The 25,465-nt window shown below is 40.3% G+C and carries 22 protein-coding genes, 1 tRNA gene and 1 pseudogene; 10 read left to right on the top strand and 14 right to left on the bottom strand.

Annotated elements, in window-relative coordinates:
* The first annotated feature begins 53 nt into the window (after positions 1–53).
* Complete coding sequence (mtaB, locus tag BMZ55_RS00765; protein WP_089817795.1) at positions 54–1,403, top strand: tRNA (N(6)-L-threonylcarbamoyladenosine(37)-C(2))-methylthiotransferase MtaB; 1,350 nt, start codon at positions 54–56, stop codon at positions 1,401–1,403.
* Here the strand turns inward: mtaB and BMZ55_RS11300 are convergent.
* The 7 genes from BMZ55_RS11300 to BMZ55_RS00735 form a co-directional block, all read right to left on the bottom strand.
* The gene (locus BMZ55_RS11300) at positions 1,400–1,558 is read right to left on the bottom strand and encodes a hypothetical protein (RefSeq protein WP_156965060.1); all 159 of its coding nucleotides are present in this window, start codon (positions 1,556–1,558) and stop codon (positions 1,400–1,402) included. The genes mtaB and BMZ55_RS11300 overlap by 4 nt on opposite strands.
* Before the next feature lie 50 nt (positions 1,559–1,608).
* On the bottom strand, positions 1,609–4,257 hold the full coding sequence (locus BMZ55_RS00760) for an MGH1-like glycoside hydrolase domain-containing protein (RefSeq protein ID WP_089817793.1): 2,649 nt from the start codon (positions 4,255–4,257) through the stop codon (positions 1,609–1,611).
* Positions 4,258–4,299: 42 nt separating this feature from the next.
* Entirely contained in the window at positions 4,300–5,109 is an 810-nt protein-coding gene (locus BMZ55_RS00755) for a glucose 1-dehydrogenase (protein ID WP_089817791.1), read from the bottom strand.
* Positions 5,110–5,136: 27 nt separating this feature from the next.
* A complete protein-coding gene (locus tag BMZ55_RS00750; RefSeq protein WP_089817789.1) occupies positions 5,137–5,754 on the bottom strand; it encodes a DUF1684 domain-containing protein in 618 nt (205 codons plus the stop codon).
* A gap of 72 nt (positions 5,755–5,826) precedes the next feature.
* Positions 5,827–6,246: a hypothetical protein gene (locus tag BMZ55_RS00745; protein WP_233701854.1), complete on the bottom strand. Its 420-nt coding sequence runs from the start codon at positions 6,244–6,246 to the stop codon at positions 5,827–5,829.
* 3 nt (positions 6,247–6,249) lie between these two features.
* Positions 6,250–7,755: a malate dehydrogenase (quinone) gene (gene mqo, locus BMZ55_RS00740; protein WP_089817785.1), complete on the bottom strand. Its 1,506-nt coding sequence runs from the start codon at positions 7,753–7,755 to the stop codon at positions 6,250–6,252.
* A 266-nt stretch (positions 7,756–8,021) separates the two neighbouring features.
* A complete protein-coding gene (locus BMZ55_RS00735) occupies positions 8,022–9,050 on the bottom strand; it encodes an NAD(P)H-dependent glycerol-3-phosphate dehydrogenase (protein WP_089819331.1) in 1,029 nt (342 codons plus the stop codon).
* Positions 9,051–9,277: 227 nt separating this feature from the next.
* On the opposite strand from BMZ55_RS00735, the gene BMZ55_RS00730 reads away from it, so the two are divergent.
* The 4 genes from BMZ55_RS00730 (at position 9,278) to BMZ55_RS00715 (ending at position 14,211) form a co-directional block, all read left to right on the top strand.
* Entirely contained in the window at positions 9,278–10,174 is an 897-nt protein-coding gene (locus BMZ55_RS00730) for a M23 family metallopeptidase (protein ID WP_089817783.1), read from the top strand.
* 189 nt (positions 10,175–10,363) lie between these two features.
* Positions 10,364–12,475 carry a type IA DNA topoisomerase gene (locus tag BMZ55_RS00725; RefSeq protein WP_089817781.1) on the top strand — a complete coding sequence of 704 codons (2,112 nt, stop codon included), beginning with the start codon at positions 10,364–10,366 and terminating at the stop codon, positions 12,473–12,475.
* Between the two features lie 212 nt (positions 12,476–12,687).
* Positions 12,688–13,188, top strand: a complete 501-nt coding sequence (locus BMZ55_RS00720) for an FKBP-type peptidyl-prolyl cis-trans isomerase (protein WP_089817779.1) — start codon at positions 12,688–12,690, stop codon at positions 13,186–13,188.
* 108 nt (positions 13,189–13,296) lie between these two features.
* Complete coding sequence (locus BMZ55_RS00715) at positions 13,297–14,211, top strand: mechanosensitive ion channel family protein (protein ID WP_089817777.1); 915 nt, start codon at positions 13,297–13,299, stop codon at positions 14,209–14,211.
* Positions 14,212–14,273: 62 nt separating this feature from the next.
* Here BMZ55_RS00715 and BMZ55_RS00710 read toward each other — a convergent pair whose 3' ends face one another.
* Positions 14,274–15,434, bottom strand: coding sequence for an iron-containing alcohol dehydrogenase (locus BMZ55_RS00710; protein ID WP_089817776.1), 1,161 nt, complete (start codon positions 15,432–15,434; stop codon positions 14,274–14,276).
* Positions 15,435–15,737: 303 nt separating this feature from the next.
* On the opposite strand from BMZ55_RS00710, the gene BMZ55_RS00705 reads away from it, so the two are divergent.
* The 3 genes from BMZ55_RS00705 to BMZ55_RS00695 all read left to right on the top strand — a co-directional run bounded on the left by BMZ55_RS00705 (position 15,738) and on the right by BMZ55_RS00695 (position 19,623).
* Complete coding sequence (locus BMZ55_RS00705; protein ID WP_143068732.1) at positions 15,738–16,406, top strand: DUF5694 domain-containing protein; 669 nt, start codon at positions 15,738–15,740, stop codon at positions 16,404–16,406.
* A 34-nt stretch (positions 16,407–16,440) separates the two neighbouring features.
* On the top strand, positions 16,441–17,361 hold the full coding sequence (locus tag BMZ55_RS00700) for an alpha/beta fold hydrolase (RefSeq protein WP_089817774.1): 921 nt from the start codon (positions 16,441–16,443) through the stop codon (positions 17,359–17,361).
* Between the two features lie 138 nt (positions 17,362–17,499).
* Positions 17,500–19,623 (top strand): Tex family protein, encoded by a 2,124-nt coding sequence (locus tag BMZ55_RS00695; RefSeq protein ID WP_089817772.1) that lies wholly within the window; start codon positions 17,500–17,502, stop codon positions 19,621–19,623.
* 82 nt (positions 19,624–19,705) lie between these two features.
* Here the strand turns inward: BMZ55_RS00695 and BMZ55_RS00690 are convergent, their stop codons facing one another.
* Both BMZ55_RS00690 and BMZ55_RS00685 read right to left on the bottom strand, forming a co-directional pair.
* A complete protein-coding gene (locus BMZ55_RS00690) occupies positions 19,706–20,989 on the bottom strand; it encodes an alginate export family protein (RefSeq protein ID WP_089817770.1) in 1,284 nt (427 codons plus the stop codon).
* Positions 20,990–21,163: 174 nt separating this feature from the next.
* Complete coding sequence (locus BMZ55_RS00685; protein WP_089817768.1) at positions 21,164–22,474, bottom strand: alpha-amylase family glycosyl hydrolase; 1,311 nt, start codon at positions 22,472–22,474, stop codon at positions 21,164–21,166.
* Positions 22,475–22,688: 214 nt separating this feature from the next.
* Between BMZ55_RS00685 and BMZ55_RS00680 the strand changes: the two are divergent.
* Positions 22,689–23,480: pseudogene (locus BMZ55_RS00680) on the top strand (glycosyltransferase family 32 protein); the annotation flags it as partial.
* Positions 23,481–23,709: 229 nt separating this feature from the next.
* Here the strand turns inward: BMZ55_RS00680 and BMZ55_RS00675 are convergent.
* The 4 genes from BMZ55_RS00675 to BMZ55_RS11245 all read right to left on the bottom strand — a co-directional run bounded on the left by BMZ55_RS00675 (position 23,710) and on the right by BMZ55_RS11245 (position 25,077).
* A complete protein-coding gene (locus BMZ55_RS00675) occupies positions 23,710–23,985 on the bottom strand; it encodes a hypothetical protein (RefSeq protein ID WP_039345362.1) in 276 nt (91 codons plus the stop codon).
* A 219-nt stretch (positions 23,986–24,204) separates the two neighbouring features.
* Positions 24,205–24,278 (bottom strand) — tRNA-Ile (locus BMZ55_RS00670).
* 76 nt (positions 24,279–24,354) lie between these two features.
* The gene (gene mce, locus BMZ55_RS00665) at positions 24,355–24,753 is read right to left on the bottom strand and encodes a methylmalonyl-CoA epimerase (protein WP_089817764.1); all 399 of its coding nucleotides are present in this window, start codon (positions 24,751–24,753) and stop codon (positions 24,355–24,357) included.
* 54 nt (positions 24,754–24,807) lie between these two features.
* On the bottom strand, positions 24,808–25,077 hold the full coding sequence (locus BMZ55_RS11245; RefSeq protein ID WP_143068731.1) for a hypothetical protein: 270 nt from the start codon (positions 25,075–25,077) through the stop codon (positions 24,808–24,810).
* A gap of 22 nt (positions 25,078–25,099) precedes the next feature.
* On the opposite strand from BMZ55_RS11245, the gene rbfA reads away from it, so the two are divergent.
* Positions 25,100–25,462 carry a 30S ribosome-binding factor RbfA gene (gene rbfA, locus BMZ55_RS00660; RefSeq protein ID WP_089817762.1) on the top strand — a complete coding sequence of 121 codons (363 nt, stop codon included), beginning with the start codon at positions 25,100–25,102 and terminating at the stop codon, positions 25,460–25,462.
* The last annotated feature ends 3 nt before the right edge of the window (positions 25,463–25,465 follow it).

Genomic DNA, 25,465 nt, shown 5'->3' with positions numbered 1-25,465 from the left:
AACGGAAATTTTTCTTTGCACCGAAATAATCTTTAAATTTGCAGTTTCAAAATATGGAAAATTTAACCCAAAAAACTGCCGCATTTCATACGCTTGGGTGTAAACTCAATTTTGCGGAAACTTCAACAATTGCGCGCCAATTAACAGGCGCCGGCTACGCAAAGGTTAGCTTTGATGAGCCTGCGCATGTGTACGTCATCAACACCTGTTCTGTGACAGAAAATGCTGACCGCGAATGTAAATTTCACGTGAAAAGAGCCATGAAAGCCAATCCCGACGGTTTGGTAGTGATTTTAGGCTGTTATGCGCAGCTGAAACCGGAAGAAATTTCAGGTATTGAAGGTGTAGATTTGGTTTTAGGCGCGAAAGAAAAATTCAACCTTTTGAGTTACCTTGAAGATTTGCAGAAATCCTCCGACAACGGAATTATCCATTCCTGCGAGGTTGATCAGGCGGATTTTTTTATCGGAAGTTACTCGATCGGCGACCGCACTCGGGCTTTTCTGAAAGTTCAGGACGGTTGCGATTATAAATGTACGTATTGCACCATTCCCTTAGCACGTGGAATTTCCCGTTCCGATACCATCGAAAATGTGGTGAAAAACGCGACAGAAATTGCGTCGCGCGGAATTCGTGAAATTGTTTTAACCGGCGTCAACATTGGTGATTACGGTAAAGGTGAATTTGGAAATAAAAAACACGAGCACACTTTTTTAGATTTAATTTCAGAACTCGATACCGTTGAAGGTATTGAAAGAATCCGGATTTCCTCGATTGAACCGAATCTTCTGAAAGATGAAAGCATTGAACTGGTAGCAAAAAGCAAGCGTTTTGTACCGCATTTCCACATTCCGTTGCAAAGCGGCAGCGATGATTTATTAAAGAAAATGAAGCGTCGTTATATGTCCGGACTTTATTCTGATCGTGTTCAAAAAATCCGTGAAGTTATGCCCGATGCGTGTATTGGTGTTGACGTTATCGTAGGGTTTCCGGGTGAAACGGAAGAAAAATTTCTGGAAACCTACCGTTTTCTGAATGAATTACCGATTTCTTATCTGCATGTTTTCACCTATTCTGAGAGAGAAAATACCGAAGCCGCGGAAATGGGCGGTGTAATTCCGATTGTAGAACGAAAAAAACGCAGCAAAATGCTCCGAATTTTATCCGAGAAAAAGAAAATGGCATTTTATGAAACGCAGCTTGGCAAATCTTTGCCAGTGTTGTGGGAGCACGAAAATAAAAACGGATTTATGTTCGGTTTCACCGAAAATTATGTGCGCGTAAAAAAAGCTTTCGACGAAAATTCCATCAATCAAATCGAATTTTTGAAACTTGACAAAGTTGAAACCGACGGAACAGTATCTGTTCAGGCCGCTTTCGAAGCGTTTTTAAGTAAAGTTTAGTTCGTTGGCACAGGTTGAACGGTTCCCGTAGGTAAAATCCGAAATAAGTCGGGGAAAAATACTTGTAAAATCAGGTAAGAAATTATTGCGATGATCATTGATACAATGGCAAAAATCACGATCGGTCCTGGTGTATTTTTTTTTCTTGGTTCCATAGTTTTGAATTTTTTAATGTTAAATTTTTTCCTGCAATTTCTGCACCAGCTTATTTTGGTGATTCGGTTTGTGCTTTTGCCATTTTAAATTGGGTATAGCGCGGCTGCAAAATTTTGGCGATTAATCCTGTCCAACCCGTTTGGTGTGAAGCGCCTACGCCACGGCCATTATCACCATGAAAATATTCGTAAAAAAGAATATAATCCTTGAAATCTTCATCTTCCTGAAATCTCGGATATTGGCCGTTAAAAGCGCGTTTTCCGTTCTCATCCTCAAGAAAAATTTTCGCCAGTCTTTTGCTTAAAAAATCTGCAATTTCATTTAAATTTAAATATTCGCCACTACCGGTCGGACATTCTATCTTAAAATCGGGGCTGTAATAAAAAAAGAAGCGCTGCAGACTTTCGATAATTAAAAAATTAATCGGAAACCAAATAGGCCCGCGCCAGTTGCTGTTTCCGCCAAACATGTAACTGTCACTTTCCGCAGGCAGATATTTCACCGTATAGTCCGTGCCGCCTAAATTGATATGAAAGGGATTTTCCTCATATTCCTTTGATAAAGCGCGCACGCCGTAATCGCTGAGAAATTCTTTTTCGTTCAGCATTCGTTCGAGCAATTTTTTCAAACGGTGACCACGCAGCAATGAAAGTAGATGTTTGGATTCGTCACCTTTTACGTCCCAATGTGAAACGAGTGCCGCAAGTTCCGGTTTGTTTTTTAAGACCCATGCCATTCTTTCACGGAAAACCGGTAATTTATCCAGCATTTCTTCGTCGATGACTTCCACCGCAAACATGGGAATTAAGCCGACAATCGTGCGGATACGCAAAAACATATTCGTGCAGTCTTTCAGTTGCAAAGCGTCGTAGAAAAACTGATCTTGCTCGTCCCAAAGTGAAAAATCATCTTCGCCCATATTGTCCAGCGCATAAGCAATATGAAGAAAATGTTCGAAAAATTTCGTCGCCATATCTTCATACACTTTGTTGTAAAGCGCCAGTTCCAGCGCGATACGCATCATGTTTAAAGAAAACATGGCCATCCAGCTCGTGCCGTCTGCCTGTTCAAGATTCTGTCCGTAAGGCAAAGTTGCATTCCGGTCGAAAATGCCGATATTATCCAAACCGAGAAAACCGCCTTCGAAAATATTGTTGCCGTTATTGTCTTTTTTATTCACCCACCAGGTGAAATTCATCAATAATTTCTGGAAAACGCCTTCAAGAAATTCCAGGTCTGGTTTTCCTTTCTGGACCTCATCAATTTTAAAAACCCGAAATGCTGCCCAGGCATGGACCGGCGGATTTACATCACTGAAATCCCATTCGTACGCCGGAAGCTGACCGTTCGGGTGCATAAACCACTCCAGCGTGAAAAGTTTGAGCTGCTGTTTGGCAAAATCGGAATCCATGAGCGCATAACTTAAAGTGTGAAAAGCCAAATCCCAGGTCGCAAACCACGGATATTCCCACTTGTCGGGCATGGAAATAATGTTCATGGAATTGAAAGTTTCCCATTCTTCATTTCGGATTTTCCGTCGTGATTTCGGTGGTTTTACGAGCGCCGGATCACCTTCCAACCATTTTTCAACATTGTAATGGTAGAATTGTTTGTTCCACAACATTCCTGCTAATGCCTGCCGCTGCACGAGTTTTTCATCTTCGGTTTTTATGCCCTTTTGTAATTCTTTATAAAATTCATCAGCTTCATCTTTTCGTTTTGAAAATGTTTCGTCACATTTTTCAAATGGATTTTCCACATCTTTGTCCGATAACCGAAATTCGAAAATTTTGGTCGATTTAGCCGGAATAATTTCATCGATGAAAAAAGCGGCTTTTGTACTCTTTTTTTCCGGATTTACCGCGTTCTCATTTCCATTAATTACATAATCATTAATTCCGTCTTTGCAGTATTTCCCGCTATTTTCAGAATGATACAGCCTTTGGTTATTGGTTTCATTATCGCAAAAAAGGATTTTTTGGGCACTTTTGCCGTAAAAATTTTTAATGCTTAACGCTCTGTGCTTTATGCAGATTTGGTTAGAATTTATTTCATTTAGTTCTGGTCGGTAATCATCGTAGCCCCAGCTCCAGGTATTACGAAACCAAATCGTAGGCAAAAGCACGAGCGGCGCGTCTGCCTCGGATTTATTGGTAACAGTGACTTTAATGAAAATATCCTGTGGTGAAAATTTCGCAAATTCTATAAAAACATCGAAATATTTATTCTCATCAAAAATTCCCGTGTCAATGAGTTCATATTCTGGTTCCAGTTTTCCTGCAGCTGCGTTTCTTTCAATTAATTCTTCGTACGGATACGCGTTTTGCGGATATTTATAGAGCATTTTCATGTAGGAATGCGTCGGCGTGTTGTCGAGGTAATAATAATATTCCTTCACATCTTCGCCGTGATTCCCCTGACTGTTCGTAAGGCCGAAAAACCGCTCTTTGACCATTTCGTCTTTCTTGTTCCAAAGACCCAATGAAAAAATTAAAAGCTGCTCATCGTCAGAAATTCCACAGATTCCTTCCTCACCCCAGCGGTAAGCTTTGGCTTCAGCGGTGTCATGCTGTGTGTAATTCCAGGCGTCACCGTTCGCGCTGTAATCTTCACGAACGATGCCCCATTCTCGGTTGCTCACATAGGGTCCCCATTTTTTCCAGGCTATATCGGGTAATTTTTTGCTTTCTTCGGTCATCGGGTGTGTTTTTTGTTTAAAGGCTTTTGCAACGCGCTAAATTTAGCCGCCGGTGGTAAAAGACTCAAAAGTGGTCATGCCTCCATCGATAAAAATGCTTGCGCCAGTGATATAATCTGCCAAATCGCTCGCTAAAAAAACGGCGAGATTTCCAATATCCTGCGGCTGGCCGATTCTGTTATATGGAATCAGCGTCAAAAGCGAATTCATTTCCTGTTGCGTTTCCCAAGCGCTTTTGTTAATCGGCGTTTGGATTGCTCCAGGACAAATGGAATTCACGCGAATTCGGTCCGCACCGTATTCCTGCGCTAAAGTCTGCATCAACATTCTGATGGCGCCTTTGCTGGCGGCATAATTGGCGTGTCCGGCCCACGGAATCACCTCGTGAACCGAAGAAATATGAATAATTTTCCCGCAGGCCACAGAGCGCTCGGGATCGATGCCGCGACGTAAAAATTCTTTAATGGCTTCACGTGCGCAGAGAAACTGCCCGGTTAAATTAACGCCCATTACGGCTTCCCACGCGTCTAACGTCAATTCTGTAAAAGGTGCATCGACCTGAATTCCGGCATTATTCACCAAAATATCCACCGTCCCGTACTTATCTGTGACTTCTTTAAACATGTTGATGACTTCATCTTCCTTCGAAACATCGCACTGGCAAAGCATTCCTTCGCCGCCTTTCTCAACGATTTCATTTAAAATAACTGCGGCTTTTTCGCGTGAGCTTTCACTCGGATAATTAATGACCACGTTCGCGCCGGATTCCGCCATGGATTTTGCAATTCCCGCTCCGATGCCGCTGGAGGAACCTGTGATTAAAGCGACCTGGTTTTTTAATGAAACTTCCATTTTTATATATTTTTGAAATGATGATTTTTAATGATGATATACGTCATCGTACATCACGCCAGCCTCAATTCTTACCGGTAGAAAATTTTCTGGCGGAACAATCGGGCAGTTATAATCGAAAGCATTGTAAGCGCAATACGGCTGATAAGATTTATTAAAATCGATGACGATTTTGTTGTTGGCTGGAATTTTTAAATCCAGATATTTCCCGCCGCCGTAAGTTTCTTTGCTGTTGGTTTCGTCGCGAAATGGCAAAAAAAGATAATCTTCATATTCTTTCTGCTTCATCAAGTCTAAACTTTGGTAAAGCGAAACGGTGTAATTTTTTCCATCTAAATTAAATGTTGCTTTACCGTATTCGCGGTATTTTTTAGTTTTCCCGGAAGAAGTTGGCATTTCGAAAGTTTCCGGATTTTCGGTTTTTTTGAAATCTGCATTTACCCGATATTTTAAATCGATCGGAAAAAACGGATGCGCCGTAAAACTGGTAAAATTACTTCCGCGCAATGGCGTTGTTTTTTCGTTTTTGTATTCGGAATTCAATTCCTGCTGAAAGTTTTTAATGTCCGAAACCGGGTTTTCAGCAACCGAAGTGGCGCAGGAGAAAATCAGAAAAAAACAGGCAAAAAGGGCGATATTTTTCATTAAATTAAATTAAAAAAGATAAACTATCAGCAGATAAAATCGCTGAGGGTTATTTTTAAAAAAAAGACCGTTTTAAGACGATATTTTTACACGGTAAACATCGGTGCCGTTTCTTTTTATATTCGGCACGTAAAATCCGCCATCTTCCGGTATTTCTTCTTTGAGGTCAAAACTTTTACAGTCGCGCGGCAAGCCGGAAAAAACCAGCGTAAACAAAAAGTCTTTATGCGACGGAACTTCGGTCCAATACGGGAAAAGCGAAATGTTTTCGTGATGAATCAGCGTGCTTTTGTGGCTGGAATTATTATCGATTAAAAACGTGGACGCCCAAATGCGTACCAGCATCCCGGAAAACGGACTGCCCGGAAAACAGCAATGTACGATGACCTGTTTTTCTTCTTCAACCAATGGCTGAAGCGATTCCAGAATCTCTGTGTTGATTTCCGGCTTTGTAATGGTGCCGGGCTCGCTCATTTTCCAAAGCAGTTTCATCGGCTAATAATTGAGTTCCAGTTTTTCCTTGGTATAAGCGCGAATTTTTTCAGTCAGTTCAGGATTTTCGGATAATTTCTGGCCGTAAGATGGAATAATTTCGCACAGTTTTTCCTTCCATTCGTTTTCCACCTTGTCCGGAAAACATTTTTCCAGCACCTGCAACATCGCATAAGCCGCGGTAGAAGCACCAGGCGAAGCGCCAAGTAACGATGCAATTGTGCCGCTTTTATTCACTACGACTTCGGTCCCGAATTCCAGTTTTCCGCCGTCTTCATCATCTTTTTTAATGATCTGCACACGTTGTCCGGCAATTTTCAATTGCCAGTCGTCTTCATGCGCGTCTTTCACAAATTCCCGTAAATGTTGCATGCGCTGATCTTTCGTCATCGCGACCTGTCGGACTAAATATTGAGTTAAAGGCAAATTATGCCACCAAGCACCAAACAGTGAACGGATGTTTGAAAAGTTCACACTTTCCGGCAAATCCAGATAGCTTCCTTCTTTTAGAAATTTGGTAGAAAAGCCCGCAAAAGGACCGAATAAAAGCGCCTGCTGACCATCGATGATGCGCAAATCCAAATGCGGAACGCTCATTGGCGGGGCATCTACAGTGGCTTGCGTGTAAACCTTGGCTTGATGTTGTGCGATGAGTTCAGGTTTGAAGGAAACCAGCCATTCACCGGAAACCGGGAAACCTCCGTAACCTTCGCTTTCGGGAATGTCGGAACTGTCGAGCAATGGAAGCGCATAACCGCCAGCACCGATAAATACAAAGTCCGAAGTAATTTCATACTTCTTCGGATGCATGCGGTTTTTAACTTTTATTTTCCATTTTCCGTCGTCGCGCGGATCTATGTCTTTTACGTCGTGGTATAGGAAAACATCAACATTAGAATCATCGGCAAGAAATCTACCCATCTTCCGGGTTAATGTTCCGAAATTCACGTCGGTTCCCATGTCCATTTTTGTGGCGGCCAAATGCTCGGTTTGCTTGCGGTGGTTCATTATTAAAGGAATCCATTCGCGAAGCTGATTATGATCGGTGGTAAACTGCATTCCCTGAAAAAGATGAGATTGCGTCATTTTTTCGTGCCGGCGGCGCAGAAACTCACCATCACCTTTACCAAAAACCAAACTCATGTGCGGACAGCTGTTGATGAAAGTTTTCGGATCCTGAATATAATTTTTTGAAAGTAAGAAAGACCAAAACTGTTTAGAAATTTCGAACTGTTCGGCTATTTTTTCTGCTTTTGAAATATCGATGGAACCATCTTCCTGAAGTGGTGTATAATTTAATTCACAAAAAGCGGAATGACCGGTTCCGGCGTTATTCCAGGCGGCGGAGCTTTCGCGGGCAAAGCGGCCGAGTCTTTCAAAGATTGCGATATTTAAAGTAGGTTCCAGTTCGTGAAGTAAAGTTCCGAGCGTGGCGCTCATAATTCCACCACCTATTAAAACAACGTCGTAGTGCGACTTCGGAACTCGTGCAGCGATATATGAAGGCATAAAAAAACAGTTTTGTGTTACGAATTTCGGTAAAACTTTTGTTTTAAAGCTAATGGAACTTGTTAAACTTAACTTAAATTAAGCCCTGAAAATCACAAAATTTCGGTCAAACAACGGCGAGAATTTCTGACCAATGAAATTTATAAAAGCAAAAATTTGGTGTTTTAGCAGGAAATATTTTGAAATTTTTAAACTGAAAAAATTCCACAAAAAAAGCCCCGAATAAGGGCTAATTTTTTGAAATGGTGAAATATTTTGGTTTAAATTTAATTCAACATCAAAGTCAGTTTCTTAAATTCAGTTTCAGCATTTTTTTCTTTGTATAAAACCTCGTAAATCGTATCGATAATCGGTGTTTTCAGCTTTTTTTCTTTCGCGGTGTGGTAAACGGAATCTGCGGCGTAATAACCTTCGGCGATCATATTCATCGATTGTATTGCCGATTTCACGGTGTAACCTTTTCCGATGAGATTTCCTAAATTTCGGTTTCGTGAAAACAGGGAGTACGCCGTAACCAGCAAATCGCCGAGATACGCGCTTTCATTTACATCACGGGGAACTTCGTACACCGCATCGAGGAAAACTTCCATTTCGCGCACTGCATTAGAAACAAAAACCGCTGTAAAGTTGTCGCCGTAACCCAAACCGCTCGAAATTCCGGCGCCGACGGCATAAATATTCTTTAAAATCGCGCTGTACTCGTTGCCCAAAATATCTTTGCTGCAATGCACATTGATAAAATCTGAGGCAAAAAGGCCGGATAATTTTTGCGCAACTTCTTCTTTTGCCACGGCAATCGTGAGGTACGATAATCTTTCCATCCCGACTTCTTCCGCGTGACACGGCCCGGCGATTACCGCCTGATTGGTGAAGCCGATTTTAAACTCATCGCGCAGATAATGCGCAACAACATCGTTCACCGCAGGAACGATCCCTTTAATCGCTGAGACAAAAATTTTATTTGAATAATCGCAGGTCATTTTTTCCAAAGCCGCGGAAAGGTAGATCGATGGCGTAGCAAGCACCACGACTTCGCAGGCTGAAACTAGCTCGTTAATATCTGTGGTAATTTTCAAATGCTTTACATCAAATGAAACTGAGGTGAGGTAAGTTGGATTGTGACCGCGCAGCTCTATCGCGCCTTTTACAAACTCATTCCGAACGCACCAGTGCACCACTTCGCAGTTTTCTACCAGCATTTTTACGATGGCCGTGGCAAAACTGCCGCTGCCCACAACACCTACAGCAATCTGGTTTTTTGGGCGTTTTTTGTCGGAATTTTTCTTTTTTATCATATCGGATACGGAAAAGTTTTCAGCTTCACTTATCGCCATTCTGGCTTTCACAAAGATATTAAAGCTTTCTGAATTACCATTAATAAATGTTTTTTGTCATTAAACTGAAAGTTGTTAGAATTATGGAAACCAAAAAATTAGGTGCTTTTTGCCCCGAATTTTTTATTTATTTTTTTCTTAAATTTGCAGCTCATTTTTTTCGAAAACCTTAAGACGATTTTATAAAGATGAAAAACTTTTTAAGCAGCAAAAAAAATATTAATGTAATCCTGGGATTTTTAGTATTAATGATTTTTGGACAGGCGCTGTTAATCGGAAAACTCTATGCTGAAAAGGATTATAAATCCTACGAAGTAAATTTGGTTCCCATTAAAACCGAAAAAGACAGCATTGATTATCACAGCATGAAAAATGACCTGGCACTCGTAGACCACACGGTGCGCGAGCTGAATTCCTTTCTGGCTTCAAAAAACCTAAGCGAGGGGAAAATAGAAATGTTGGCGAAAGACAGCCTTTCAAACGCAGTATATCTTGCGAAACAAACCAACCGGTACAGCCAGTATTTAATGGATTTGCAGCTGAAACTGCAGCAGGTTCCGCTGGGAATTCCAACTGATGGCTATATTTCTTCGCAGTTTGGAAAAAGAACGAATCCGATCCCGCCAAAAACGGTGATGTTGGCTTCATTAAAACCCGTAAAAGCTGAGCCGCAGTATGTTGAGGAAAAAGACAGTTTAGGAAATGTCATTAAAAAAACGGTGGTAAGCACCACTCCACCCGTACAAAATAATGTGCCGGCTGAAAAAGACCAAATTCAGTTTCATAAAGGTCTGGATATCGCAGTTGCGCACGGTTCAGATGTTCGAAGCGCCGCTGCAGGAAAAGTGATTTTCGCCGGAGTCAAAGGCGGTTACGGAAACTGCGTCATCATTTCTCACGGAAATGGTCTGGACACTTTATACGGGCATTTATCCGCGATTTTGGTGAAAACCAACGATGTTGTAAAAGTAAATGACGTGATTGCGAAATCCGGAAATACAGGCCGTTCCACCGGGCCGCACCTTCACTATGAAGTGCATAAAAACAATACGCCGGTAAATCCGAAATTGTTCATTAATATTTAATAAATTCAATTTTATACAATAGCGCTTCTGAGTTTTCGGGAGCGTTTTTGGTTAAATTCAATTTAGCTAAAACAGAAAAATCATCTCATTTAGCACCGAATTTTTCCTGAAACAATTTCAAAAAATTAAACTTTTTTGTGGTAAAAATTGTGGAGATTTGCACCTCGTGTAAAAATTCGACGTAGAGGTATGAAGTTATGTATTGCTGAAAAGCCCAGTGTTGCCCGTGATATTGCCAGAGTTTTGGGTGCAGAAATGCCCAAACAAGGTTATTTCGAAGGAAATGGCTATTGGGTGACATGGACGTTCGGCCATCTTTGTACGCTGAAAGAACCGCACGATTACGGCGCGCACCTGAAATCCTGGAATCTCATTTTTCTGCCCATTATTCCGGAGCCTTTTGGTATAAAACTGCTGGATAATCCCGGAGTGCTGAAACAATTTAAAACCATTGAAAAACTGGTTGAGGAATGTTCCGAAGTCATTAATTGTGGAGATGCCGGCCAGGAAGGTGAAGTAATTCAGCGCTGGGTTCTGCACAAAGCAAAATGCAAAAAACCGGTGAAAAGACTCTGGATTTCTTCTTTAACGGAAGAAGCAATCCGCGAAGGTTTTGCCGCTTTAAAGCCGGCTGAAGATTACGAAAATCTTTATTTAGCCGGAAATGCGCGCGCGATTGGCGACTGGCTTTTAGGAATTAATGCAACGCGATTATTCACCAGAAAATTCGGCGGAAATAAATCTGTGCTATCTATCGGGCGCGTGCAAACCCCAACTTTAGCGATGATTGTTCAACGTCAGAAAGAAATCAATGCTTTTGACACCGAAGATTATTGGGAACTGAAAACGAAATACCGTGAGGTGATTTTCAGCGCCGCGATCGAGCGCTTAAAATCGAAGGAGAAAGCCGAAAAAGGCCTCGAATACCTCAAAAAAAATCCTTTTGAAATCATCGCTTTTGAAATTAAAGAAGGAAAAGAAAAAAATCCGCGGCTTTTTGATTTGACCTCACTACAGGTTGAAGCCAACAAAAAATACGGTTTTTCGGCCGAAAATACGCTGAAATTCATCCAGAGTTTATACGAAAAAAAACATACGACTTATCCACGTGTGGACACTACTTACCTTTCGGAAAATTTATATCCGAAAATTCCGGCAATCCTGGAAAGCATGAACTTTTACACCGAATTGACGGCACCACTTTTATTGCAGCCTTTACCAAAATCAAAAGCGGTTTTTGATGATGCTAAAGTTACCGATCACCACGCCATCATTCCGACGGAAATTCCGCCAACATCCAATTTAAGCCGCGAAGAAAAATTAATTTACGACTTGGTGGCGAAACGTTTTATTGCGGTTTTTTATCCGGAATGTAAAATTTCAAATACTTTGGTGGAAGGTCAGGTTGGCACCATTAATTTTAAAACGGCGGGCCGGCAAATTCTGGAAATGGGTTGGCGCGAAGTGTACGCAAAAGACAAAAAAGGAGACGCTGAAAAAAAGGAAAAAGACGAGGAACAAACCATTCCGGAATTTACAATAGGTGAAACCGGGCCGCACAAACCTTTAATTCATCAGGGAAAAACCACGCCGCCGAAAGCTTTTACGGAAGCCACTTTGCTGCGCGCCATGGAAACCGCCGGCAAACAGGTGGAAGATGAAGAACTGCGCGAAATGATGAAAAATAACGGCATCGGCAGGCCGTCAACGCGGGCAAATATCATTGAAACACTTTTCCGAAGGAAATATATCGAGCGAAAAAAGAAAAATATTTTTGCGACAACAACTGGTGTTGAACTTATCGATACGATTCAGGATGAACTTTTAAAAAGCCCGGAACTGACTGGTGAATGGGAATCGAAACTCAGAAAAATTGAGCGCGGTGAATACGAAGCTCAACAATTTAAAAAAGAATTGATTTCAATGGTGACGACTTTAACCAAAAACGTCATCAATGAAAAAGCAAAAGTGATTTCGCACCACGAAGAACCGCAGCCAAAAGAGAAAAAAGAAGCCGTTCCGCGCAAAGTAAACATCATTAGCTGGAATGAAGAAATTTGCCCAAAATGCCGCGAAAAAAATTTAATTAAAGGAAAAACTGCGGTTGGTTGCTCGGATTTCAAAGGTTGTACTTTTAAAATTCCGTATGTGGTTTTTGGTAAAAAACTCAGCGAAAAACAAATCCACGATATTGTGACCAAAAGCAAATCAGCAAAACTAAAAGGTTTTACGGCGCATCCGCAAAATATTTTGGAAGGAGTTTTGCATATAAATCAGGAATTTTCACTGGAACTGAAATAGAAATTTTACCCGCTTAATTCATGTATTTTTAATTTTAAAAAAAATGCAGTTTAAGCGCCGAAAATTTTAAAACCGAAATTTGTTTTTGATATTTTTAAAAAATTCGCCGTTTTAGCACCGAAAATTTATAAACCTCGAAATCTTTATATTTGTACAAAATGGTTTTAGGTAAAACTCAGTCCATTTTATAAAAAACAGGAAAAAATCAAGTCATGACAGTAGACAAAAATCACGTAGTTGCGCTGCACTACACGCTAAACGCCATTGAAGAAAACGGCGAAAAATCATTTATCGAAAAAACAGATGCGGAGCAACCTTTCGTTTTTTTATACGGCGTCGGTATGATGTTGCCAAAATTCGAAGAGCAGCTGCAAGGCCTGTCAGCAGGTGATAAACGCTCTTTTACCATTACGCCGGAAGAAGGTTATGGTGAAAAAGTTGCCGATTCTACCACGCAGTTGCCGGCAGAAATGTTCGGGGATTCGGGTATGCCGCCGGTTGGCGCTATTTTGCCGCTGCAGGATCCGGACGGAAATCATATTAACGCCGTGGTTTTAGAAGTAACACCGGAAGCGGTGACTGTAGATTTAAACCATCCGATGGCGGGAAAAACCCTTCATTTCGATGTTGAAATCGAATCCACAAGACCGGCGACTGAAGAAGAATTGCAGCACGGGCACGCGCACGGCGCTGACGGTCACAGCGGACATTAAAATAACTTTTTACAATTTAAAGCTGCGATTTTCGCGGCTTTTTTTGGTTTAAATTCGAACCAAATCGAATTAAAATATCTTTTTTATCTTTAAATAAATAATGCGGTTATGAAAGATCAGGCAATAAATTTTTCGATCGGTTTGCAGAACTCTGTCATTAATTTTTGGAATATGTTCGTGCTTTCGCTGCCACGAATAATGCTTGCGCTGCTGATTTTACTGTTTTTTTATTTCGGCTCAAAATACCTGTCTGCGTTGATAAAAAGAAAATTTCTGAATGAAGATCACGATCCGCTTTTCGTAAATTTTCTGAGCAAAACATCGAAAGTTTTACTGGTTATTGTTGGAGTTATTTTAGCGATGCAGGCAGTTGGTCTCAGCGGTATAGCGCAAGGGTTACTTGCAGGAGCCGGAATTTCAGCTTTTATTTTCGGTTTTGCTTTTAAAGATATTGCGGAGAATTTTCTTGGCGGTTTAATCTTAGCTTTTAACCGGCCCTTCAGCCTGGATGACACGATACAAATCCGTGATTTTGTAGGCCACGTTAAAGCTTTGAATTTCCGGACGACGCATATTAAAACTTTCGATGAAAAAGATGTTTTTTTACCGAACTCGATTGTGGTAAAGGAACCGGTGACGAATTTTACGCGAGACGGGCAAATTCGGGTAGATTTTTCTGTAGGCATCGCTTATGAAGACAGCATTACCCGTGCAATTTCGCTGATTGTTAAAACTGTAAAATCCATCGCTGACCACGTTAAAGACCAGGAACCTTTTTCGGTGGTTGAAGAATTGTCGTCCGGAACGGTAAATCTTCGCGTCTATTTTTGGGTAAGAACCATCGATTACAAAAAAGGCGTGCTTGAAATAAAAAGCGAAGTCATCCGCCGGGTAAAAGAAAATTTAATTAAAGAAGGCTTTTCGCTGCCGTCTGATGTTCAGGAAATTAAATGGTACGACGGAAATAAAGCGTTTCCGGTTGATATTTTAAATATGAGAAAAAAACCAGAGGAAACCTCCTAATAAAAAAAAATTCCAAAGCGAAAATCACTTTGTAATTTTTATTAATTGTTAGTTGTTAATTATCAATAACTCATTTGAATAATTTTCTGAGCGTCCGAAGGTTTTAAAGATTTGTGTTCACCCAAACCTTCCCAACCTCTTTCGGTGAAGCGTTTCGCAACGGTGCTTCCGGTTTCAGAATAATCGTTGGTGTAGTCAGAAAGTTTAATATCAATTCCTAAAGATTTGAAAAACTCGTCGGTTTTTTCGATTCCGGCGTGAGCTTTTTCTTCCAAAGTTCCGTCGGTTACATTCCAAACGCGTTCCGCGTATTGTGCTAATTTTTCCTTTTTGGTTTCGAAATTATATCGGTAATGATTTCCGGCTAAAATGGCCAAAGTTCTGGCGTGGTCAATTCCGTACATCGCCGTCAGTTCGTGACCCATGGAGTGAATCGCCCAGTCTCCTGGAACGCCTTGTTGAATTAAACCGTTCAGCGCCATGGTGCAGCACCACATAAAGTTCGAGGCGGCTTCGTAATTAGACGGATCCGCCATCACTTCCGGCGCTACTTCCACTAAAGTTTGCATAATGCTTTCCGCAAACCTGTCCTGCAGTTTCGCACCAATCGGATAAGTCATATACTGCTCCATCACGTGCGTAAAGGCATCAGCAATACCGTTCGCCAACTGGCGCTGCGGAATAGATTTAATGACTTCCGGATCGAGAATTGAAAAAACCGGAAACATGCCCGGACCGCCGAAAGATAGTTTTTCCTGAGTTTCAGCGCGTGTAATCACCGAACCGGAATTCATTTCCGAACCGGTCGCCGGAAGCGTTAAAACCGTTCCAAACGGTAAACCTTTGGTTACCGGTTTTTTGTTGGTTAAAAGTTCCCACGGTGTTTCGCCTTCATATAAAGTGGCTGCGGAAAGAAATTTCGTACCGTCGATGACGGAGCCGCCGCCTACTGCTAAAAGAAAGGTAATGTTTTCGTCTTTAATGATTTTCAGCGCGTCCAGCAAAATGCTGTATTCCGGATTTGCAGGAATTCCGCCGAATTCCAAGACTTCAAAATTTGAAAGTGCAGATTTTACCTGCTCGTAAATTCCGTTTTTCATAATGCTTCCACCGCCGTAAAGCATTAAAATTTTAGAATTTTTGGGTATTTCTGTTGCGAGATTTTCAATTTGTCCTTTACCAAACAAGATTTTGGTGGGGTTTCTGTATTTGAAATTATTCATATGAATTTATTTTTTTCGGTGCTTTTTGGGCATTTTTTCGTGAATTTCTGAATACCAAAGGTACCACCTAAAATTTAAAAATTTCATTTGTTTTTTCTATTCTGGATTTCTAAAATAAAATTTATTAACTGAAATAACATTTGCGATATTTTGCGCTTTTCGAAAAATTTGGCGCTATTTGGCTATTTTTATTAAATTTGCATTTTAAAAAAAAAGCGCTGTTTAATGGTTAAAAATCTTCTTATTTTTCTTCTTGTAAGCCTGTTGTTGCTAAGTTGTAAAACCGCAAACAAAAATATTTACATGCTGCCAACTTTGCATTCCATTCATAAAATTAATGCGAATTACGATTACCGTCAGCTAAAGGAAGCTGTGGCAGAAATCAATCCTGATATTATCGCTGTTGAAATCCGTGCTGAAGATATTTCGCAGGATTCTTTGTACCTAAAAAAGAATTATCCGTACGAAATGTGGATGATGAAAAAATGGTTTCCGGCAAAGAAGATTGTTGGTTTTGACTGGCTCGGAAGCGATATCGAAGGTCAGTTTATCCCCGCGAACTATTGGAAAGAAATTTCACCAATTAAAAAATACGAAAAAGCGCTTGCGGAAGATTCCGTTTATTCTGCAAAAAAAGCAAAATGTGAACATTTCAGCACCGAAAGACTTCCGATTTTAAAGACTAACAGCCTGGCAGAATTGCTGAAAAGCAAAGATGCGCAGCTCACCAGCGATTTTTACAATTGTTTGAATAAAAGTCTGGAAGGCAGTATTCATCAGCGCGTTCCTGATTTTTATGCAAAAAGAAATGACGAAATTCTGAAAAATATCCGGGAGATTATTTCGGAAAATAAAAATAAAAAAATTCTTTTTTTAACAGGCGACGACCATTATATTTTTCTGAAAGACAAAATCGAACACCGCACAATTCAAGATAAAATAAAAACTAAAAAATTAAAAACTAATATTTAACTAATCTGTTTGGCGCGCCAACCTTTCATCAACCATGAAAACAAAACATTTAAGCATTTTATTAATTCTATTGAGCCAAATATTTTTTGGTCAGAAAAAGGCAGAAAATATAAAAACAGCTCAGGAATTTTTTACCGTAACTTCAGACAGCACTAAGCTTTTCACCAGGATTTCCGGCACCGGCGACCTTTGCATTTACGTTCACGGCGGGCCCGGAATGTGGAGTGATTCCTTTGAAAATTTAAAAGGAAAAAACCTGGAAAGCCGCCTGAAAATGGTGTATTACGATCAGCGCGGCAGCGGAAGATCTTTCGCGGCAACGCAGAATAATTATTCGGTAGACAGAATGGTAGAAGACATTGAAGATGTACGGAAAAATCTGGGTTCGCCGAAGGTTTATCTGATGTCACACTCGTTTGGCGGAATTATCGCCACAAGTTATGCCGCGAAATACGGCGAAAATTTAAAAGGTTTAATTCTTGTAAATTCCACGCTTTTTCTGAATAATTCCGTAATCAGCCAGGTTGCGTATGCGAATAAGCTTGCAGGAACGAAAATTGAAATTAAAGACGACCAGTTTATGCCTGCACTTTCGGAAGCGATGGGCGCTTTAAACGATAAAGGTTTGATGTACAAACTGCTGACCGACAGCCCGAAAAACATGGAAATCCTGAATAAAATCGATGAAAAAAGACCCGAAGAAAACGGTTTCCGCAACAACGTCTGGTCGATGAACGAATATTTTGGAGATTTTACAAAATTAACTGCTGATATTGATATTCCGGTTTTGGTAATCACTGGCACCGAAGATCACGCCGTTGGTCCGGATCATTATAAATTATTCCGTTTTCCGAACCACAAAATTGCAAAAATAAAAGGCGGGCATTTACTTTATTTCGAAAATAATCCGGAATTTTTACATAGCGTTTTCGGTTTTATCGGCTCGAAAAATTAGCCGCTAAAACGATATTTTTTTTAAAATTACACGTAGGTTTTTTTAATTCTGATTTTAAATTTCACAGTTCGAAAAGCCTGCGTTTTTCTATTTTATATTCCTTTATTCTTTCTATTTTAGCGCTCTGAAAATTACCGCATGACGCCTACAGATTTTATAAGAAAAACCCTCAATTTACCGGCAAAAAATATCGATGCAACATTAAAACTGTTGGCGGATGACTGCACAATTCCCTTTATTTCCCGCTATCGGAAAGACGCGACAGGAAATCTCGATGAAGTTCAGATTGAGGAAATCTTTAAACTGAAAAAGCAGTTTGAGGAAATTACAAAACGCAAGGAAAGCATTTTAAAATCAATCAGCGAGCAAGATGCTTTAACTAATGATTTAAAATATAAAATTGAGCAAAGTTTTGATATTTTAGAATTGGAAGACCTTTATTTGCCATTCAAAAAAAAACGGAAAACAAAAGCTGATGCGGCAAAAGAAAAAGGTTTGGAACCTTTAGCAAAAGCGATTACCCAGCAAAATATCAAAGATTTGGAAGCGTACGCTTCAAAGTTTTTAAATGAACAGGTTGAAACTGAAGACGAAGCTTTACAAGGCGCGCGCGACATTATAGCGGAATGGATTAATGAAAATACTCTCGTGCGGAAAAATCTACGCCGACTTTTTCAGCGCAAAGCCTGCATCAGTTCTCAAGTGGTAAAAGACAAAAAAACAGACGAAAACGCCCAAAAATTTGCGCAGTATTTCGACTGGGAAGAAGCTTTACATAAAATTCCGTCGCACCGATTGCTCGCGATGTTGCGCGCGCAAACCGAAGGTTTTGTAAAAACAAAAATCGTCATCGATAAAGATGAAGCTTTGAATTTAATAGAAAATGCGCTCATCAATTCTAATAATGAATGTTCGGAGCAGATTTCATTAGCCATAAAAGACAGTTACAAAAGATTGCTGGAACCCGCCATTGCCAATGAAGTTTTGCAGGAAGCCAAAGAAAAAGCAGACCAAAAAGCTATAGCGATTTTCTCTAAAAATCTGCGCCAGCTGCTGCTCGATTCACCGTTGGGTGAAAAACGAATTCTGGCGATTGACCCGGGTTTTAAAAGCGGCTGCAAAGTTGTGTGCCTTGATGAAAAAGGCGATTTGCTGCACAATGAAACCATTTATCCGCACGCGCCACAAAATGAAAGCGGCATGGCGATGAAAAAAATCCGGTCGTTGGTGAACTCCTTTAATATCGACGCGATTTCGATTGGAAACGGCACCGCGAGTCGCGAAACTGAATTTTTCATTAAAAAAATTGCCTTCGAAAAACCGCCGCAGGTTTTTGTGGTCTCGGAAGCGGGCGCTTCGGTTTATTCCGCAAGCAAAATTGCACGTGAGGAATTTCCGAATTATGATGTTACGGTGCGCGGCGCGATTTCTATTGGCAGAAGACTTTCGGATCCGCTGGCGGAACTGGTGAAAATCGATGCGAAATCCATAGGCGTCGGACAATACCAGCACGATGTGGACCAAATTCAGCTTAAAAACGAACTCGACTCTACGGTGATGAAATGTGTAAATTCCGTTGGCATCAACCTGAATACAGCGAGCAAATCGCTTCTAAGCTACGTTTCCGGAATTGGTGAAAAGATGGCGGAAAATATCGTAAAATATCGCGCAGAAAATGGCGCTTTTCAGGAGCGGAAAGAACTGAAAAAAGTGCCGAGACTCGGCGAAAAAGCTTATCAGCAAGCTGCGGCATTTATCCGGATTACGAATGGTAAAAATGCTTTGGACAATTCGGCGGTTCACCCGGAAGCGTACGCTATTTTAGAAAAAATAGCTAAAGATTTAGGTTTGAAAACCGAAAACCTTATCGGCAATAAAGAAAAAATAAGCTCAGTTAAGGCCGAAAATTATGTTACTGAAACGGTGGGAATTATTGGTGTTCAAGATATTTTGAAAGAGCTTGAAAAACCCGGTTTGGATCCGCGAAAAGCCGCAAAAATTTTTGAGTTTGATTCTTCGGTGAAATCTATCAAAGATTTAAAACCAGGAATGGTACTGCCCGGAATCGTCAATAATGTTACAGCTTTTGGCTGTTTTGTGGATGTCGGTATTAAAGAAAGCGGTTTGGTGCACATTTCCCAGCTAAAATCAGGTTTTGTCTCCGACGTGAATGAAGTGGTAAAACTTCACCAACAGGTTCAGGTTAAAGTTACGGAAGTTGATGAAGCGCGGAAAAGGATTCAGCTGACAATGATTTTTTAATGGTTAATGGTAATTATAAAAAAGCTGGATATTTCCGTAGAAATTCCAGCTTTAAACAAAACAAATTCTGAAAAAATATCTTCTATTTCACCTTAAATAAGGAGGAAAAATTTAATCCTAACCAAGTCCAGCTCTGCATCGAAGACGGATTTGCCACATTTTTAAGACGTTTCATTCCTTCCGACGCAAACATTTGCGAATGACCAAGCTGCATCGTAAAAGCGTTGGCGAATTTGTAATTGAAAACCGCGTCCGCTTCAGTTCCTAAATATTTAGAAAGATTTTTCTGATTTACAGCATCAAATCCAAGTTTAGCATTGGCTTCAAAGGCGTGAATCTGGAGCGCCAGCGAAGCTTTCGGCGTAAATTTAAAATTGGATTTAAGGTAATAATCATTCAAGCCCACATTATTGAAATGATTTCCGACGAAAAAATAATCCATAAAACCATTGAATTTATGGTTGGTTCCGTACAGCGGGCTGAACGAATTATTTTTGGAATTATTGGTGTCATAATCTGTCCCGGAAAGCCATTCAGCTCCTAAAATCACATTAGCTTTTGGATTCAAAATAAAATCCACATTTGCTGAAAACTGATAAGCATTTTTGCTTTGTGCTAAAGTATTTTTACCGGTTTGCCAATAAGCTGAACCAAAAAAACCGAAGTTTTCGTAATATTTTTTAGCATTTACACCAACGGTCAGCATATCATAATGTGTTCCGGTCACATTCTGAACAACATTATTAAGTCCGATAAAAGAAAGGCTTGCTTTTGGTAAAAGATACTCATAATGAACAATCTGCATTGATTTTGTGCGTTCACCGGAATCCAGAATGCCGTAAAATTCTCTGTCCGCCAAATCATTTGTATCAATTTCATCGTTGTTATAGGTAACAACGGCCTCGAGTTTGGATTGCGGACTGAAGCGGAAAATGCCTTTAGCGCCGTCAAAACTTCGTCCTTGTATTTGCCAGTCCAAAGCGCCGAGCAATCTTTCGTCGTCGTAGGAAAGAATCTGGCGACCGACTTTCAAAACGGTATTTTTGTTAAACTGATATTTCGCCCAGGCTTCATTCACGTTCAAACTGCCGCTGCGTTGGTTTGTTGAGGAAACTTCGCCCCAAACGCGGGCATCCTGCAAGGACATGTAAAGCTCCAGATTTTGGAAATAATAATCTACACCTAACCTGGCTCTGGAAAAAACGGTGGTTTCAGGGCTTTTATTTTTGGGAATTAATGTTTTATAACCGTTATCCAGCTCTGCACGCGTGCGGAAATCAAGGTTTAATTTTAAACTGTCAACCTGGGCCTGTGCGGAAAAGCTTATAAAAGTAAGGGCGCAAAGCGCTAAAATATGTTTTTTCATGATTTTCACAATTTCAAATAAGATAATTTTGTCTTATTAAATATTGGTGCGAAAATACTTAGAAAATTCCCCAACTCTTTGCTGAGTTCTGGCCTTATTTTAAAATGCTGAAAAAAATCATAAGAAACTTAGAAAGCTAAAACCGAAAAAAAATGCCCACATAAGGCTGAAAATTTAAATTTCACAATGTAAAACAACGAAAGACCACGGCGAAAGTTCCAGTTTCAGCTTTTCCGAAATATTTTTAGTTTCACCGGTAAAAAGGTTTTTATATTCACCAGACTCTTCCGAAGTATCGAAATTGACAAAGACATTTTCTCTACTTAAATTAAAGAAAGCCAACAATTTGTCGCCATTTTTTTCGCGCGAAAAAGAAACGACTTCGTCCATTCTGTCGTTTACAATTCTGATCATTTCACCGCCAAAAATTCCGTTCCAAAGCGCCTGATTTTTGTGTTTTAGCTCAAACAGCAGCGTGTATAATTTTTCATTTTCGTGAGATTTCCATTCAATCGGATCTTTTTCAAAAAACTTCAGCGAACGGTCAAGTCCTGCTTCCTCGCCGTTGTAAACCAGCGGCATGCCGTCCATTAACATGCTGAAAACTCTGGCAGCTTTCAACGCATCACCGAAGTTGTCCGGCGGCGTGCCTTCCCAGGAATTTTTATCATGGTTATCAATGAAATTCAAACGGATTCCTTCTTTCGGGAAAATGGAAACGTGTTCCGCCAAATACGCTTCGCTCAACGTTTTTGCGCTTTTGTTGTAAATAGCAATTTGGTGTAGAATATTCCACAAAGTCCAGTTATAGGTGGCGTCGAATGCTTTTCGGTGAAGTTCTCTGTCTTCAGCTTCCGCGAGCATAAACACAGGTTTAATTTCTTCGAGCTCCAGACGCACATTTTCCCAAAAATCAATCGGTACAAAACTCGCGACATCGCAGCGGTAACCATCAATATCATATTCTTTCACCCAGAATTTCAGCGCGTCCGTCATAAATTTCCGCAACTCGGGTTTGTTGTAATCGAAATCGATAATATCGTCATAATCGCGCCACGGCAACGACTGAAACTCACCCGACTCCGATTTTTTATACCACTCCGGATGACTGGTGACCAAAGCATTATCCCAACTGCTGTGGTTCGCCACCCAATCCAGAATCACATACATTCCTTCTGAATGAATAGTTTTCACCAGTAGATGAAAATCTTCGTCGGTTCCAAATTCCGGATTGACGCCGAAATAATCTTTTACCGCATACGGGCTGCCCAAACTTCCTTTCCGATTTTTAAGGCCAATCGGTTGAATCGGCATTAGCCAAATAATATCGATTCCCATTTTCTTCAGCCGCGGAAGTTCTTTTTCAATTGCTTCAAATGTCCCTTCTTCTGAAAACTGGCGAATATTCAGTTCATACAGCGTGGCGTTTTTCAGCCAGTCCGGATTTTTTAGCTGAACGTATTTTTGGGGTTGATAGTGGGACATGAGCTAATTGTTAATTGTTAATGCTGTAGGCTGTAGGCTTTAAGCTATGCGCAAGTTGCTTAGAACTGGTAATAGTAAGTAGACAGCTGATTGCTTAAGGCTTACGGCTTATTTTCCATCTTCATTGAATCCAAATTTATAACAAAACGAATTAGGTTTGATCTTTGCTGATGAAATACATCTGTTTAGCGGTTAAAAAAACTTCAATAAACTTCTCAAAAATTATTTTATGATTCCGAAAAAAATTCACTACTGCTGGTTTGGCGGTCACGAAAAAACCGAGCTGGCGCAGCACTGCATTGCTTCCTGGAAACGGATTCATCCCGATTTTGAAATAATAGAATGGAACGAAAGCAATTCGCCGATCTTCGATAATGCTTATGTTAAAGAAGCGTTTGCACAAAAAAAATGGGCTTTTGTATCAGATTACGTGCGGTCGAAAGTCATGTTTGAATACGGCGGAATCTATATGGATACGGACATGGAGCTTAAACTTCCGCTTAATGAATTCCTGCGTGAACAGGCAGTTTGCGGATTTGAAGTGAAGGGCGTTCCCTATTCCGCATTTTGGATGGCGGAACCTCAGCACCAATTGGCGCGGGATTTTATGGATTATTATAATATTCAGGACGGTTTTGTGGAGCGCATCAATACCGATATTTTTTCTGAAATGCTGGAAGATATGTACGGTGCCGACCGTTATAGCGATACAATTCAGCATCTGAAATACGGTGTAACCCTTTATCCGTCGGTTTATTTTTCGCAGGATTTACCGAAAAATTATGTGAGTCACCATTTCAGCGGCTCGTGGTTTGGCGGTGATTCTGAAAACACCCATAAAAAAATGGTGAATGTTTACGGACTTTTAGAGCGGCTGGTGAATTATCCGGATGCCGCAAAAGCAGTGAAAAGTATTTTAGATGAACACAAAATTATCGACGTAAAAGATATTTTAGACCTGATTCCGCGGGAAAAAATTGAGGAATATTTAAGCAGTAAACAGTAGTCAGTAGTCAGTGGTCAGAAGAAAGAAGAAAGAAGTAAGGAGTAAGGAGTATGGAGTATGAAGTATGAAGTAAAAATAGAATTGAAGATAGAATCGTGGAAACAAAAAAGTTCTAAAGCCAATGTAAGCTTTAGAACTTTTTTGTGAAATTTTAAAGAAAAAAATTCCAGGTTATATTGAGGTTTTTTTTAATTCTGCCAAATTAAATTGTGAACTGCTAATCTTTCTTTTAGTTTAGTTCTGCCAGATTTTCGCCGTTGATACCGAAGATTTTTACGTCATCTGGCAAAATATGTTCGCGCAGATTCTGTAAAAATTTAGCGCTGCGTTTGCCGTATACTCCCGGATCAATAACGATAGCGGAAAGATTTTCGGTTTTGCAGATGTTGAAAATACTTTCAGTTTCTTTCGGACGGATAATTTGAAAACGGCGTTTGGTAAAATATTTACGAAGGCGCTGAAGCGGCTGTGTTTGGTTTTCTATAACAAGTATTTTGCTTTTCATAATGTGCTTTTCGAAGTCCACTCAAAAAGCGTTCCACATATTAAATAGCACATCTTAAGCAGTTTAAAAGCTAATAGAATTTTTCTATAACTGTTATAACAGCGCCGTGCTTGCTTAAAATTTAAGCAGTTTTTTAGCTGTTATTTAAGCATTTTTTCGGTTTAGATTTGCAATAAAAAAACACCTACATAGCTGTAAGTGTTTAATTTCCAATTATTGTGGCCCCACTTGGGCTCGAACCAAGGACTTGCTGATTATGAGTCAGCTACTCTAACCAGCTGAGTTATAGGGCCTAACTTTTTTCCGAAGAAATAGAAGTCTCAATTGGGTTTGCAAAAATAACGCTTTTTTGAAAAAATCAAAATTTATTTAGTCTTTTCCCTGACAAAGTTCTACCAAAATACCATTTGTAGATTTCGGATGCAGAAAAACTACAAGTTTATTATCAGCGCCATCTTTCGGTGTTTCGGAAATGAAAATAAAACCCAAGTTTTTCAAACGCGCGATTTCTGCTTCAATATCATCAACTCCAAAAGCGATGTGGTGAATTCCTTCGCCGCGTTTTTCAATAAATTTTGCGATGGGACTTTCGGGATTTGCAGCTTCCAAAAGTTCGATTTTGCTGTCGCCTAAATTATAAAACGAAGTCGTGACGCCTTCGCGCTCCACGGCCTCCTGCTTATAATTTTCTTTTCCGAGCAATTTCGTAAATAACTCGTCAGATTTTTCTAAAGATTTTACGGCGATACCGAGGTGTTCTATTTTCATTTATAGTTAGGTGATAGTTGTTAGGTGTTAGGTGCTGGGTGCTGGGTGCAAGGTTCAGGATATTAGAGTTTTGATATAAATATTAAAAAGTGAATCTTGCATCTTGTGTCTTGATTCTTGTATCTTGTGTCTTGACTCTTTACTCTTGTATCCTGCATCTTGAATCTTGTTTACCGCGCTGCCGCGTGAGGGCAAAGTGCATTGTTGGAGCTCTTTTTCGGCGGCGGCTCCGCCGCCGCCGAAAAAAGCGACTGCACGCAGACCGACCTTTTTTTTGCTTTGGCAAAAAGCGCCGGCAAAAAAGGGCACGCCCAAATAATTCAAACAAAAATAGTAAATTTGCCCCATGAACGAAAGCAACCGACAAAGAAAAGTCGCACAGATTATACAGGAAGATTTTGCTGAATTTTTCCGCAAACAGGCTTCGGAAAGCAAACAGAATTTTTTGATCAGCGTCTCGGACGTGAAAGTTACCGCGGACCTGAGCATTGCCAAAATTTATTTGAGCATTTTCCCGGCGGAATTCCGTGCGGCGATTATGAAAGAAATCAACGAAAATAAGGCGCATTACCGTAATTTTTTAGGTCAAAAAATGGGTAAACAGGTGCGTATCATTCCGGAGCTGAATTTTTATCTGGACACGACTTTGGACGACGTGGAAAAAATTGAAAAAGAATTGAAAGGCCTGGGCGACAACCCGGTGCTGTAATCT

It is taken from the genome of Kaistella treverensis (assembly GCF_900114045.1).
Classification (GTDB): Bacteria; Bacteroidota; Bacteroidia; order Flavobacteriales; family Weeksellaceae; genus Kaistella; species Kaistella treverensis.
The sequence above is the reverse complement of the archived record's forward strand: the minus strand, read 5'-3'. Positions and strand labels throughout refer to the sequence as shown.

Excerpts from the sequence above, each read along its gene's own strand:
- mqo (WP_089817785.1), bottom strand. The coding sequence starts at position 7,755 with ATGCCTTCATATATCGCTGCACGAGTTCCGAAGTCGCACTACGACGTT.
- BMZ55_RS00735 (WP_089819331.1), bottom strand. The coding sequence starts at position 9,050 with ATGATAAAAAAGAAAAATTCCGACAAAAAACGCCCAAAAAACCAGATT.
- mtaB (WP_089817795.1), top strand. The coding sequence starts at position 54 with ATGGAAAATTTAACCCAAAAAACTGCCGCATTTCATACGCTTGGGTGT.
- mce (WP_089817764.1), bottom strand. The coding sequence starts at position 24,753 with ATGAAAATAGAACACCTCGGTATCGCCGTAAAATCTTTAGAAAAATCT.
- BMZ55_RS00730 (WP_089817783.1), top strand. The coding sequence starts at position 9,278 with ATGAAAAACTTTTTAAGCAGCAAAAAAAATATTAATGTAATCCTGGGA.
- BMZ55_RS00695 (WP_089817772.1), top strand. The coding sequence starts at position 17,500 with ATGACGCCTACAGATTTTATAAGAAAAACCCTCAATTTACCGGCAAAA.
- BMZ55_RS00710 (WP_089817776.1), bottom strand. The coding sequence starts at position 15,434 with ATGAATAATTTCAAATACAGAAACCCCACCAAAATCTTGTTTGGTAAA.
- BMZ55_RS11300 (WP_156965060.1), bottom strand. The coding sequence starts at position 1,558 with ATGGAACCAAGAAAAAAAAATACACCAGGACCGATCGTGATTTTTGCC.
- BMZ55_RS00760 (WP_089817793.1), bottom strand. The coding sequence starts at position 4,257 with ATGACCGAAGAAAGCAAAAAATTACCCGATATAGCCTGGAAAAAATGG.
- rbfA (WP_089817762.1), top strand. The coding sequence starts at position 25,100 with ATGAACGAAAGCAACCGACAAAGAAAAGTCGCACAGATTATACAGGAA.
- BMZ55_RS00745 (WP_233701854.1), bottom strand. The coding sequence starts at position 6,246 with ATGAAACTGCTTTGGAAAATGAGCGAGCCCGGCACCATTACAAAGCCG.
- BMZ55_RS00750 (WP_089817789.1), bottom strand. The coding sequence starts at position 5,754 with ATGAAAAATATCGCCCTTTTTGCCTGTTTTTTTCTGATTTTCTCCTGC.
- BMZ55_RS00725 (WP_089817781.1), top strand. The coding sequence starts at position 10,364 with ATGAAGTTATGTATTGCTGAAAAGCCCAGTGTTGCCCGTGATATTGCC.
- BMZ55_RS00715 (WP_089817777.1), top strand. The coding sequence starts at position 13,297 with ATGAAAGATCAGGCAATAAATTTTTCGATCGGTTTGCAGAACTCTGTC.
- BMZ55_RS00755 (WP_089817791.1), bottom strand. The coding sequence starts at position 5,109 with ATGGAAGTTTCATTAAAAAACCAGGTCGCTTTAATCACAGGTTCCTCC.
- BMZ55_RS00675 (WP_039345362.1), bottom strand. The coding sequence starts at position 23,985 with ATGAAAAGCAAAATACTTGTTATAGAAAACCAAACACAGCCGCTTCAG.
- BMZ55_RS00720 (WP_089817779.1), top strand. The coding sequence starts at position 12,688 with ATGACAGTAGACAAAAATCACGTAGTTGCGCTGCACTACACGCTAAAC.
- BMZ55_RS00700 (WP_089817774.1), top strand. The coding sequence starts at position 16,441 with ATGAAAACAAAACATTTAAGCATTTTATTAATTCTATTGAGCCAAATA.
- BMZ55_RS00690 (WP_089817770.1), bottom strand. The coding sequence starts at position 20,989 with ATGAAAAAACATATTTTAGCGCTTTGCGCCCTTACTTTTATAAGCTTT.
- BMZ55_RS00685 (WP_089817768.1), bottom strand. The coding sequence starts at position 22,474 with ATGTCCCACTATCAACCCCAAAAATACGTTCAGCTAAAAAATCCGGAC.
- BMZ55_RS00705 (WP_143068732.1), top strand. The coding sequence starts at position 15,738 with ATGCTGCCAACTTTGCATTCCATTCATAAAATTAATGCGAATTACGAT.